This window comes from Lacticaseibacillus casei DSM 20011 = JCM 1134 = ATCC 393 (genome assembly GCF_000829055.1).
Taxonomy (GTDB): Bacteria; Bacillota; Bacilli; order Lactobacillales; family Lactobacillaceae; genus Lacticaseibacillus; species Lacticaseibacillus casei.
The window spans coordinates 2082156-2094635 of sequence record NZ_AP012544.1 but is presented as its reverse complement, the minus strand read 5'-3'; the positions used below and the strand labels follow the sequence as shown (position 1 = coordinate 2094635).

8 protein-coding genes are annotated in these 12480 nt (G+C 50.9%); 4 read left to right on the top strand and 4 right to left on the bottom strand.

Annotated elements, in window-relative coordinates; genetic code table 11:
* The first annotated feature begins 354 nt into the window (after nt 1-354).
* From LBCZ_RS10145 to LBCZ_RS10130, 4 genes are all read left to right on the top strand, one after another.
* Nucleotides 355-3144, top strand: coding sequence for a cation-translocating P-type ATPase (locus tag LBCZ_RS10145; protein WP_039639272.1), 2790 nt, complete (start codon nt 355-357; stop codon nt 3142-3144).
* 210 nt (nt 3145-3354) lie between these two features.
* Nucleotides 3355-3921, top strand: a complete 567-nt coding sequence (locus LBCZ_RS10140) for a TetR/AcrR family transcriptional regulator (protein WP_025013028.1) — start codon at nt 3355-3357, stop codon at nt 3919-3921.
* Between the two features lie 50 nt (nt 3922-3971).
* Entirely contained in the window at nt 3972-5390 is a 1419-nt protein-coding gene (locus LBCZ_RS10135; RefSeq protein WP_025013027.1) for a DHA2 family efflux MFS transporter permease subunit, read from the top strand.
* Nucleotides 5391-5606: 216 nt separating this feature from the next.
* A complete protein-coding gene (locus LBCZ_RS10130) occupies nt 5607-6941 on the top strand; it encodes a dihydrolipoyl dehydrogenase family protein (RefSeq protein ID WP_025013026.1) in 1335 nt (444 codons plus the stop codon).
* Between the two features lie 388 nt (nt 6942-7329).
* Here the strand turns inward: LBCZ_RS10130 and LBCZ_RS10125 are convergent, their stop codons facing one another.
* The 4 genes from LBCZ_RS10125 to tdcB all read right to left on the bottom strand — a co-directional run bounded on the left by LBCZ_RS10125 (nt 7330) and on the right by tdcB (nt 12469).
* On the bottom strand, nt 7330-8757 hold the full coding sequence (locus LBCZ_RS10125) for a C69 family dipeptidase (protein WP_025013025.1): 1428 nt from the start codon (nt 8755-8757) through the stop codon (nt 7330-7332).
* Nucleotides 8758-9021: 264 nt separating this feature from the next.
* A complete protein-coding gene (locus LBCZ_RS10120) occupies nt 9022-9384 on the bottom strand; it encodes a PqqD family protein (protein WP_025013024.1) in 363 nt (120 codons plus the stop codon).
* Between the two features lie 14 nt (nt 9385-9398).
* The gene (locus LBCZ_RS10115) at nt 9399-11324 is read right to left on the bottom strand and encodes an OPT/YSL family transporter (RefSeq protein ID WP_025013023.1); all 1926 of its coding nucleotides are present in this window, start codon (nt 11322-11324) and stop codon (nt 9399-9401) included.
* A gap of 125 nt (nt 11325-11449) precedes the next feature.
* Nucleotides 11450-12469, bottom strand: a complete 1020-nt coding sequence (gene tdcB / locus LBCZ_RS10110; RefSeq protein ID WP_025013022.1) for a bifunctional threonine ammonia-lyase/L-serine ammonia-lyase TdcB — start codon at nt 12467-12469, stop codon at nt 11450-11452.
* Nucleotides 12470-12480: the final 11 nt, after the last annotated feature.

Here is a 12480-nt window from a genome sequence, read left to right as displayed (position 1 = left end):
TTGCGACCAAGGTCCTTACACGCAGACTCCTGCGCCGGCGAACGCGTTATGGAGCGAAGCGTGTTTTAAACCCCGGATGAAAGCAGCTTCGGACGTAAATGGCTGGGCTTTGGCCATTTAGGCTTCAAGGTCCTTACACGGAGATTTCTGCGACTGCGAACGCGTTATGGAAAGAGGCACGTTTTAAGTGGCCTTGGGCGTGATGACCCGGGCTTGGTCATTGCGACCAAGGTCCTTACACGCAGACTCCTGCGCCGGCGAACGCGTTATGGAGAGGCACGTTTCAAACAGCCTAAGTAAGCAAAAAAGCGCCGCCAACCGAATTCGAGAACTTATATCAAGAAAGGGATGACCATGAACAAAGTTTATTTAAAGCACAAAGAAGAAGTTTTAACCGCACTGACGACGAATCGGACACATGGATTAACCAGCTCAGAGGCTGAGGCGAGATTGGCAAAGTTCGGCCCGAACGCATTGAAAGCCGCGCCAACGATTCCAGCGTGGCGTCAATTTCTACTGACACTCAAGGAACCACTTGTCATTATTTTATTTGTTGCAGTCGGCTTGGCATTGCTGAGTGCGGCTTATGATTTTTTTGTAACCGGCAATCGTAGTCACGGGATGGCGGCGATTTATGAAAGTATTGCGATCTTAATTCTTATCGGCGTTAATTCCGGCTTGGGCTACTGGCAGGCGCAATCGGCTAAAAAGTCGATGGACGCGCTCCGTAATATGGCCGATCATCAGGCGCGGGTGATACGCGATGGCGTTTGGGAAGATGTACCGGTTGCCGAGTTGGTACCAGGCGATATTGTTCGAGTGCAGACCGGTGACTTTTTGGAAGCCGATGTGCGGTGGTTGCGGGTGGCCAATCTGCAAACATCCGAGGCGCACTTAACCGGTGAAGCAGAACCCGTGAGCAAGCAATCGCATGCCTTGACCGAAAAAGTTGAATTAGGCGATCAGACCAACATGGGTTTTTCCGGTTCGATGATAACTGCCGGGAACGGATATGGCGTTGTGGTCGCTACCGGGATGGAAACCGAACTCGGTAAAATCGCCAAGTTAATGAATGACGTGCAAACACAAAAGACGCCGATCGAGCGGGTCGTTCACAGTTTGAGTAAAAAACTGATGATCGTTGCGATCGGGATTGTTTTCCTGACGTTAGGATTGGCCTTGTTTAAAGCCTATCAGCAAACCGGTAACCTTTCCTTTGAAATACTGGCAGCGTCACTGTCCACTGCGATTGCGCTTGCCGTGGCGGCGATCCCTGATGCTTTGCCCGCTGTTTTGTCGATTGTTTTAACCATTGGTGCAACCAAGTTGGCCAAGAATCAAGGCTTGATTAAGTCGCTGAACTCGGTTGAAACCTTAGGCGCCACGAATTATATTGCGTCCGACAAAACCGGTACGCTGACGAAAAACGAAATGACGGTGACGCGCTTTTTTGCTAACGGTGCGCATTATGAAGTTGAAGGCAATGGGTACGACACAACCGGGGACTTTTTGCCGGTAAATGACCAGGACACCCCTGCATTTCAACGATTTTTGCAGGCAGCGGTGTTAAACAACGAAGCCAATGTGACGCAAGATGAAGATGGTCGCTTCCAGCCGTTTGGCAATCCGACCGACGTGGCATTGGTCGTGGCTGGCGCAAAAGGCGACATTGACCGGGCGACTTTGCTGGAAAAAACCGATCAACGTGACATTGACATTTTTCGGGTATTGCCGTTTGATTCAACGCGGAAAATGATGAGCGTTGTCATTAAAGAAAACGGTCAATTCAAAGTCTTAACCAAAGGCGCGCCGGATGTTATTTTGCAGAAAACGGACCAGGTGGTGGACCATGATCAGCTGGTGCCGATTGCAGACGCGCGGGCGACCATGGGAAAAGTGATTCTGGACTTTGCCAATGATGCGTTGCGAACCATTGCGATCACGGAACGCGCCATTGATGAATCGCTGGCCTTGCACGGTGAAACGGCCGAGCTGGAGCAACATCTGACACTGCTTGGAATCGCCGGCATCATCGATCCACCACGCCCGGAAGTGAAGCGCTCGATTCAGTCGTTACACGCGGCTGGGGTAAATGTCGTCATGATTACCGGCGACCACGCAGCAACTGCGCGTGCCATTGCCTATAAACTGGGAATTGTTCAGAAAAAAGATGCTCAAGTTATTGAAGGCGCCATGTTAGACAAGCTGCCTGATGCAGAGTTAGATGATGTGGTCTTGGAAGCGCGGGTTTATGCGCGCGTGTCCCCGGAGCACAAGCAACGGATCGTTAAAGCTTTGCAACGGCGCGGCCAGGTGGTTGCCATGACCGGTGACGGGATTAATGATGCACCGGCGTTGCGGGCCGCAGATATTGGCATCGCTATGGGCATTAATGGCACTGAGGTCACCAAAGACGCGGCTGATTTAATTTTGCTCGATGATAAATTCACTACCATCGAAAAGTCAGTGGCAGCTGGCCGGACGATCTTCGGAAACATTAAAAACTTCATGCGCCATGAATTGACGACCAACGTTGCGGAAGTGCTGGCGTTACTGTTAGGCGTCATCTTGATGACCGGTCCCATTGGTCGCGTCAGCGTAACCACACCAACGCTGACCGCACTCATGGTTTTGTGGGTGAACATGATTTCGGACGCGTTGCCAAGCTTTGCCTTAGCGTATGACAAACCACAGGCAGACCAAATGAAGCAAAAACCGCGTGATACCAATATTTCGATTCTAAAAGGCATGGTGGGCCGCATCTTCGTTCGCGGGACTGTTATGGGTGGCACGGTGTACGTTGCGTTTATCTGGGCAGCCAGTGCCGGTTTACCAGCTGCTACAGCCCAGACGATCGCGTTCCTGACACTGGTGTTTGGCCAATTGTGGCACGTCTTTGATGCCCGAAGCACGACGACTTTATACCGACGCAATCCATTTAGCAATATCAAGTTGCTTGCTGCAGTGAGTTTTGCTGCCGTGAGTTCACTATTGGTCACTACTTTACCGTTTTTCAACGTGGTAATGGGTACCCAAATGCTGACATGGCAACAATATTTGCTAGTCACTGTACTGCCGGCGATTCCTACGCTTGTACTTTCGGGAATCAAAGAGGCTTGGTTGGCATTGGCTGGGAAAAAATAATCTCTTTTCAAATAAACTGGTGCTGATTGCATTAAGCTGCTCATTCAGGGGGCAGCTTTTTTCGTGCGCATTGGGGCTTCTCTACCGGCAAACAGCTTATGCTGCAAGATGCGAAGCGGAACCCATTTTCATATTTCTAAAAATAAAATTGACTTTTTCCAGAAAACAGCAGTATTATATAGACCGGTTGTTATAATCTGGAGGTTAGCAATGAACACACGTGAAAAGTTAGTCGCGACAGCTGCGGATCTTTTTCAGGAGGAAGGGGTCAGGGCAACAGGATTATCAAAAATTCTAGCCGTTAGCGGGACCCCGAAAGGATCACTTTATTATTATTTCCCAGAAGGCAAAGAGCAGCTAATTAAAGCCGCGATTGAGTATGCGGGTGCGCAAATTTTGGCACGGGTTAAACAAGCACTTGAACGGGATGCGGCGCCGGAAATTGCCTTGACCGGACAGCTGGCGGAAATGGCGGAGGAGATGCAACAGCATGGTCGGCTTAGCAGCCATTCAATCAGCCTGATCGCACTAGAAACTCGCGATGATCCGAAACTGCAGGCAGCTTGCAGTGCGGTTTATACGCAACTTGAAGATTTATACACCGACAAACTGGTTTCAGCGGGGATGTCAGTGGTCCCGGCGCGGCAACTGGGACAATTCGTTCAGGCAACGATCGAAGGCACCATTATGATCGCGACTACCAAAGCGAATCCTGACTTGTTACGGCAAACCGCGGCTCACCTGTCTTACCTGATTAAACAGGCACTGACGTCTTGAAAATGCCTGCCAATTGTTGATTGATTCGAAAGTAGAAAAGGAAGTTATTCATGCAATTATCACAAACAAAAGCAATGCCACAAGCACGCGTTCATATCGCGCATCCGGCCTTGGCCATGATTGGGCTGATGATCGGGGCATTTGTCGGCATGTTTTCAGAAACATCGCTTAATATCGCCTTACCTAGTCTGATGACGGCGCTGAATGTGTCACAAGGCACGATTCAATGGCTTGTCACCGGGTATATGCTGGTCATCGGGATCTGCATGCCGATTTCCAGTCTTTTGTCCAAATGGTTTAATACGAAAAGAATTATTTTATTCGCATTAGGCGCCTTTATTCTTGGCTCCGTTGTTTCTGCGATGGGCGCCAGTTTTGCCGTTGTCTTAATCGGTCGCCTTATTCAGGGCATTGGAACCGGCTTGATTCTGCCGCTGATGTTTTCGGTAGCGATGCAGATTTTCCCGCCGTATAAACTGGGAACAGTGATGGGATTGGCAGCACTGGTGATCATGTTTGCGCCTGCGATCGGCCCGACCATTACCGGACTCATCCTGGCTAAGTTTACCTGGCATGATATTTTTTGGTTATTTGTCCCGTTCTTGGTATTGGCATTTATTTTCACCTTAACGTCAATGGAAAATGTCTATCACCAAACCAAAACACCGGTTGACTGGATCTCGATTGTTGCCTCTTCGATCGGTTTTGCCGGGATTGTCGTTGGCACAACCATGGCGAGTGATTCGGGTTGGTTATCCCTCACAGTAGCGGTTTCACTGCTGATCGGTATTGCCAGTTTGGCGTTTTATACCCGGCGACAGTTGACGTTGAAAAAACCGATATTGAACTTGCGGGTCTTCGCCAATAAACAGTTTACGGTTGGTACCTTACTGGTCATGCTGGACTTTGGCGTGATTCTGGCTTCGATGTATTTGTTGCCGATGTACCTGCAGCGCGTTATTGGCCTACCAGTCGCGATGACTGGTCTCGTGATGTTGCCAGGCGGGATTGTCAACGCCGCGGTTTCAGCGATTGCTGGCCGGATGTATGACAGTCATGGGGCGAAGTGGTTAGCCCGTGGCGGATTTGTGATTGCCATTCTCGGGATCCTGATATTGCTCAGCAGTGGGGCGCAAAGTCGGCTTTGGTGGATCATTTTGGGACATGTGACCTTAATGATTGGGGCGCCGCTTGCGATGTCCCCAGCGCAGACGTATGGGTTGAACAGTTTGAGCGGCGCCGAAAGTGCAGATGGCAGCGCCTTGCTGAACACCTTGCAGCAAATTGTCGGTGCGGTTTCGACGGCGGTTGCCACAAGCATGCTCGCCTTGGGTTCCGCTCAAGCAGCCGGACAATCAGGACTGACAATCGGCTCGCACTATGGGTTCGTGTTCGTCTTAATCCTTGCGGTGGTTGGTCTGATCGTTGCATTCCAAGTTAAAAAGCCCCAAGTGAGTCGCGATCTTTAGTTTCATAAAAGCATTTAAGAGTTCCGGTAAGTGATTGCGAAAACAGTCGCCCTTACCGGAACTTTTTTACTATCAAGTCAACATGTTGTGAAGAGTGCTATGTCTAAAGGCTTCAAAAAATGTGTCCACCGCTAAGCATTGTCCGTGACTAATTTGTATACCATCTGTTATGCTTACTTCGTTGTTAGTAGACAGTGTCATAAGGAGGTCGATGTTTTGAAGAATCCATATGATTTTGATGTCTTGTACTTAGGTAGTGGGCATGGCGCGTTTGACGGGGCCGGCCCATTGGCAGCTTCGGGAAAAAAAGTTGCGGTGGTTGAAGGTGACATGATCGGCGGCACCTGCCCGAATTATGGGTGTAACGCGAAAATTACGCTTGATACGCCGGTGGTTTTGCAGCGGTTGGCAGAACGGATGCAGGGTGTTGTGTCTGGCAATATCAAGATCAACTGGTCGGCATTAGTGGCCCATAAACAAGCCGTGATTAAGCCGTTACCGAATGCTATCGGTACGGGATTAACCCAAAACGGCGTGACGATCATCCATGGCTATGGAAAATTTCAGGACGCGCACACGATTGTTGTGGGTGAAAAGACTTATACCGCTGACAAAATTGTCATTGCGACCGGCCAGCGCCCGCATCGCATCGATGTTCCGGGGACCGATTTAGCCCATGACAGTCGGGCCTTCATGGACCTGGACGTCTTGCCGAAGCGAATCGGTATTTTGGGATCTGGCTATATCAGTATGGAATTTGCGACGATTGCCAATGCGGCCGGCGCCGATGTCCATGTGTTGATGCATCATGATCGTGCTTTGCGGGAATTCCACCAGCCGTTTGTCGAAGATGTGATGGCCGACATGACGAAACGGGGCATTCAATTCACGCCGAACGCGGCGGTGACGGCGCTTGAGAAGACCGCTGATGGCATTGTGATTCATTATGGCGATGAGGAACAGTTAGTTGTCGATTGGGTGCTGGATGCAACCGGCCGAATCCCGAATGTTGAGCAACTGGGATTAGAAAACGTCGGCGTCAAGTTTAACCAGCACGGGATTCTTGTGGACGACTATCTGCGAACCAATGTGGCCAATATTTATGCATCGGGCGATGTTTTAGACAAACCGCAACCGAAATTAACACCAACAGCCACGTTTGAGTCCTATTACCTTTACAAGTTGTTGAGTGGCCAAACGAGTGCGCCGATTGATTATCCGGCGATTCCGTCGACGGTTTACACCTCGCCAAGAATTGCCAAAGTCGGTGTGGCACCGGAAGCGGTCAAGGGTGATACTTACAAAGTCGTGCACAACCACATTCCTGATGACTGGTATCATCAAACCGATCAGGAAACGGTAGGTGATAGTCTTTTGGTGTTCGATCAGGAACATCATCTTGTTGGCGCCACGGAGTACAGTGCTCAGGCCGAAGACGCAATCAACACGTTATTGCCGGCGATTGTCTACCATCTGAGTCGCGATCAGATGTGGCAAATGGCGCATATTTTCCCGGCTGAGGGTGCAGCAGCATGGCATAAGATTCGGTGATGTAAATAGTTTCTTGCCATGCCAAACTCCGCAATCTCCGGCCATCTGGGGCTGGAACGGGGTGGGCACGACTTAGAGCCTCTGCAAAAGCGGCAGAGTCTCTAAGATCGGCCTTGTTGTAGGCGGGGCAAAAGGCGCCCCACCAACAACAATTCCACCCCTGAGCCCCATCTGGCCTCCGATTGCTCCGCCTTGGCACTCATATCTTAATAACGCCAACGAATTATTCTAGAGAAAACAAAGTGGGCATACTCTCCGTCTATCATTTTTGGAAGTATGCTCACTTTTATATTGTGGCTGTTAATTATGTTTCAGACTTTTGGTCGCAACAAATCATATTTTCGGTTCCTAGTATACTGGATCGCAACTTAGGCGTAGGGCCGCAGCGTTAGAGATTCGGATCCATTTTGAAAGTTAGCTTCGATAAGCCGGTTCCCATCGTGATGAGTTTAAACAACAACTCGCGGGTGGCGTTGTTGTAATGTTGCGCAATCAGATGGTTTTGCTCGGTGAGATATTGGGTTAGATCCGAGCCGCTCATTTTGGCGGTGGCGGCGTCGACCGCGGCGATTTTGCGGCGGGCCCATTCATTGAGTTCTTTTTGGTAGGCTAAGTTGTCTTCGATAAAGTCGGCATAGTGGGACTCGACGACCATCGCTAGCGCTTCGTAAAGCCAGTATGCGGCGTTGAGATCCATTTTAGCCGGTAGCTCGCGGTAACTTTCATCGGTGTCATTGGCGTTGGTGAAGAAAGGAACATGTGGGCAGAAGGCGGGGATGCCAAAGCCGACCCACTGGACACCGGCAGCGGTGTGCTGATCGGCCGGACGCATTTGCAGAATGTGAGAGTTGGCGGTGCGGGATAGCGAAATGGCGCGATATGTTTTGCGGTCATGTTCGCTGCCGCTTCCTAATGGGTCGAACTGGGTTTCATTGAAGTGTGATTTGAGTACATATTGAATATCCTCAATCGAAATCTTGCGGTTGGCTTTGCGGATAAAAGGCAACTCCGGCGATTCCGGATCTTGGATAGTTTCGGGATTGAGGTAGCGTTGGGCGAACCAAACCCGCGGCGTGTTGTAATGATGATCTTTCTCGGTATCGGTGCCGAAGATGTGGCGGAAGTTCCATTGATCAGCATCAGGATTCAAGTTATGACGATCAACAAAATCCTGGATGCCGTCTGCCCACATGTAGTTGTCAGGATCGTTGAAATCGATCGTTTGAATGGCAACCTGATTAGCCGCAACCGCATAACAATCGTCAGGGATGCGGACGGCGACCCATTGATGGCCGGTCACGATTTCCATGTACCAGACTTCGTTTTGATCGTTAAACTGCACGCCGTTGCCTTCAGCCGATCCATATTGTTTCACGAGATCACCGAGATACCGGACGCCTTCGCGCGCACTGTTGATAAAAGGCAGGACTAGGGTCGTCATGGAATCCTCGGCTAAGCCATTTTTGACAAAGGGATCATAGGCGAGAACGCGTTCATTGGCATAAACACTTTCGGTGGCACTTTCGCCGACGTTTTTCTCGTTAAAGCCGTCTTCTTCGTTAGGGCCGGCACTTTGATCGGCATCAGGCGTTGCGGTGTAGCGGTAGCCGGTTTCCGGCAAAGGGACCGTTAATTGATTGTAGGGTGAGACATAAGTTTCTTTGCGTCCAGTGACGGCTGGCTGGACAATGAAGCGCTTGGGATAGATGGCAACAAGCCGATCTTCGTTGCGGGAGATATAAGTGGCACCGTCAAGTGAAGCTTTTTTGCCGACCATCATTGAGGTACAAGCAGACATTTCGATTCGATCAATCATTTTATTTTCCTCCATTTTTATGAGTGAGCGTGAACCGGCGCGGTTAGGGGTCGGAGTGTAAGCGGCCTTGGGCGTGATGGCCCGAACTTAGGCCATTGCGACCAAGGTCCTTACACGCAGACCCCTGCGCAGGTGAACGCGTTAAGATGAGCGTGAACCGGCGCGGTTAGAAGCCGGAGTATAAGTGGCCTTGGGCGTGATGGCCCGGGCTTAGGCCATTGCGACCAAGGTCCTTATACGCAGGGTTTTGCGCCGGGGAATGTGCTATAGAAAGTTTGGGTTGTGATCCAGTCGTTGAATTAAATGGTCCTTTTCAGCAATTTGATTGAGATAAAGGGCTAACCGCGCGTCACGCTGATCGTCGGCTTCTGGGAATTTCTGGGCGAGTTCTTTGCCAATCATGGCGGCGGTTCGGCGGCCATTGATTTTGCTAAAAACGAAGCCGCCATAAGCATCGAGGTGCAGATAGCTGACTTCGGGAATTTTCATGTGCAGCACTTTCCGGCAAAATCGCTGAATGGGGTGGTTCTGCGGTCGGATAATGGTGACTTGGCCATTCTTTTTGGTGTACTGCACCCGCGGATTTTTTCGGTAAATGACCGTGGTGAGCATGTCAGTCTGTGTCATTGTCTAAACGCCTCCTACTCAGCTTGCTTCTTGGCTGCAGGGTGTTTGATGGCCATTAATGGCACGATAATCGCTGCTGCCATGATGATCAGCAACACGACGGCCATGGCGTTGCTGCCGGCAAAACCAGCAGGAACCCGGTTTTGCAAGACACCGGTGACGTGTAAAATGATGCCGATTAAACCGATGATGGAACCGCCGGCAATCAGGCCGCTAGAAAGAGAAACTCCGGCTGATAGGCGCGTTTCGCGAAGTTCCTTGTTTTGCGTGGTTTTTTGGATGAAAAGCTTTAGCAACGCACCGACCAGAATAATCGAAGTCGTGGAAATCGGTAGATAGAATCCTAGGGCAACGGTCATGATCGGCAGATTCAGCATCCAGCAAACAAGGGCCATGATGATGCCGACAATGATCATGATCCATGGCAGGTTACCCGATAAAATGCCCGTGGTCAGCGTGGCAATGAGGTTCGCTTGCGGCAGACCGAATGGCGGATCGGCACTTTTAACGGCCAGTTGCGGGGAGAGGATTACCGTAGTGCCGACAACAACGACGACACCGATGAGTGCGGCGAGAAGAAAATACTTCATCATTTCGGAGCGTCGACCGCCGACAAGATAATTGACTTTTTGGGTTTGCATATAGGCACCACCGACAGAAATCGCGGTGACAATGAAGACGCCGAACAACAGGAGAGTTTCGTTGTGGGTATTGGACGTCCAGCCCATCAGCGCAAACACCAGCGTCATGACAACCAGACTAGCGATGGTCATACCGGAAACCGGCGCATTCGAGCAGCCGATCGTACCGGCGAGCCGTGCCGAAACGATGACAAACAGCAAGGCCAAGACAAGCGACATAATGCCAGCCAAGATGGTAATCACCATGTTGCCGGTCAGAAAAGCACCGACGATGAAGATTGCGATTGTGGCAACCAAAAGCGCCATGATGCCCAGTGAATTCTTTTCTTCGCCACTGTTATTGCGGGCGTTGAGCGTTTTCTTGATGGATGTTACGATGACCGGAATTAACTTGATGGCGCCGATAATCCCGCCGCAGAGCATCATGCCGGCACCAATGTATTTAGTATAGGAACCGGCCACGGTATCGATGTTCATCTGCGACATCAACATGTTGGCGTCGTTCCAGACATGGGCGTGGCCGCCAGCCATCTGCGTGAAGTAAGCAATTAATGGCGTGATCCCAAAGTTAGCCAGTATCGAACCGGCAAACATGGTTAAGGACACATCCAAACCAACAACAAAGCCAATGCCGGCCAACATCGGATTGACTTCGGTCGAAATTTTCCAGCGGTAGGATGCACTACCCACAAACGTCATCACACTGTTGACCCACCCGAAAACCTGCGTGGTGAGCAGCGTGATCACACCGCCGATACCAAAACCGATGCCCATATGTTTCAGCGCGTCGCCACCGGCTTCACTGGCATCCAGCGCTTCGGAAATGGCAGTCGATTCCGGATACATGAGTTTACCGTCTTCTTCAACTAACAAATAATTCTCAACAAGGCTGGCCATGCCGACTGCGAATAAAACGGCCAGCGCACCGACGGCAATGCCGGCAAAAAAGTTGACCCGGCCGCCAATGATGATAATGGCTGGCAAGACATAAATCATCCCGCTGGCTATCGATTCACCGCCGGAACTCATCCCTTGGAGCAGATTCTTGCCAAAAAGTCCTTTTTTCTTGGCGAAAACGCCGACCAATCCTGATCCGATAATTGATCCGGGAATTCCGGCGGCAACGGTCAAGCCAGCCTTCATGCCTGAATAAGCCGTAGAAGCAGCAAAGATGGTCGCCAAAACGGCACCGATGATGAAAATAGCCGTGCTTCCGCCGCTATTTTCCTGTGTGCGTTCCGTGGCATACGGTACATATTTCGTCTTGGCCGCGGTTCGCTTCGAGATCGTCTTTTCCATTGTGTTACCCCCAATTAACGCGTGTTCTGGCGCCACAACATTTGCCCATTAGCCGTGATGAAAAGTTCCCCTTTCTGTCCGAGGCTAATTTTTGACAGACGGTTGCTGGCACCTTGACAAAAACATTAGCCGACAAAATGGCCGGTTGGATCATGGTCAAAGAAATGTTCGATATTTTGGGCGACCCGTTCCAAATCAACATTGCCGCCTGATACCAAAGCGACGACTTTTTTGTCGGTGAGCCATTTGGCAGCGATTTTGTGGGCTTCGAGCGCAGCGGTTGGCAACGCGCCCGCTCCCTCGGCAACCGTTTTAGCGCGTTGCAAGAGATCCTTCATGGCTTCAGCAATTTCTTCTTCCGAAACCAATACCATCTCGTCGACGAGATCGCTTGCGAGGCCGAAAGTGATATTACCGGGCATTGCCACGGCTGTTCCATCGGCCAATGTCGAGCCAGCGCACTGCCGCGTCAAGTGACCGGCTTGCAAGGAAGCAGTCATGCCGTGAACGTTTTCGGATTGCACCCCGATGATGTGAATCTGCGGATGGGCATGCTTGAGCGCCACGGCGATGCCAGAGATTAATCCGCCGCCACCGACTGGCACAATGACGGTATCGATGGTAGGAAGTTGCGTCAAAAGCTCCAGACCAATTGAGCCTTGGCCGGCAATGACGAGCGGATCGTTATAGGGATCGACAATCGTGAGGCCGTCAGTGGTCGCCTTTTTTTCCATAAAAGCGCGCGCTTCATCAAACGTTTGGCCAGCCAGGATCACGCGGGCACCATAGCCGCTGGTTGCCTGCTGTTTGGCGAGCGGTGCGGTTTCCGGCATCACGACGGTGGCGTTGATCCCCAATAAATGTGCGGTTAATGCAACACCTTGGGCATGATTACCAGCGCTGGCGGTGATGACGCCTCGCTGTTTTTCGCTATCGGTGAGGTGGTGGATCTTGTTGTAGGCGCCGCGAAACTTGAATGAGCCGGTCAACTGCATATTCTCAAGTTTGAGATAAACATCGCCGTGCGTGACAGTGCGGCTGAGGAACATAGATTGAATCAGCGGCGTCACGCGGCCGACCTTGTGAATGAGCTGACTTGCCTCCTGAATATCTTTTATCGTGACGGGTGGGGTCATCGTTAGCATCAAAACCACCT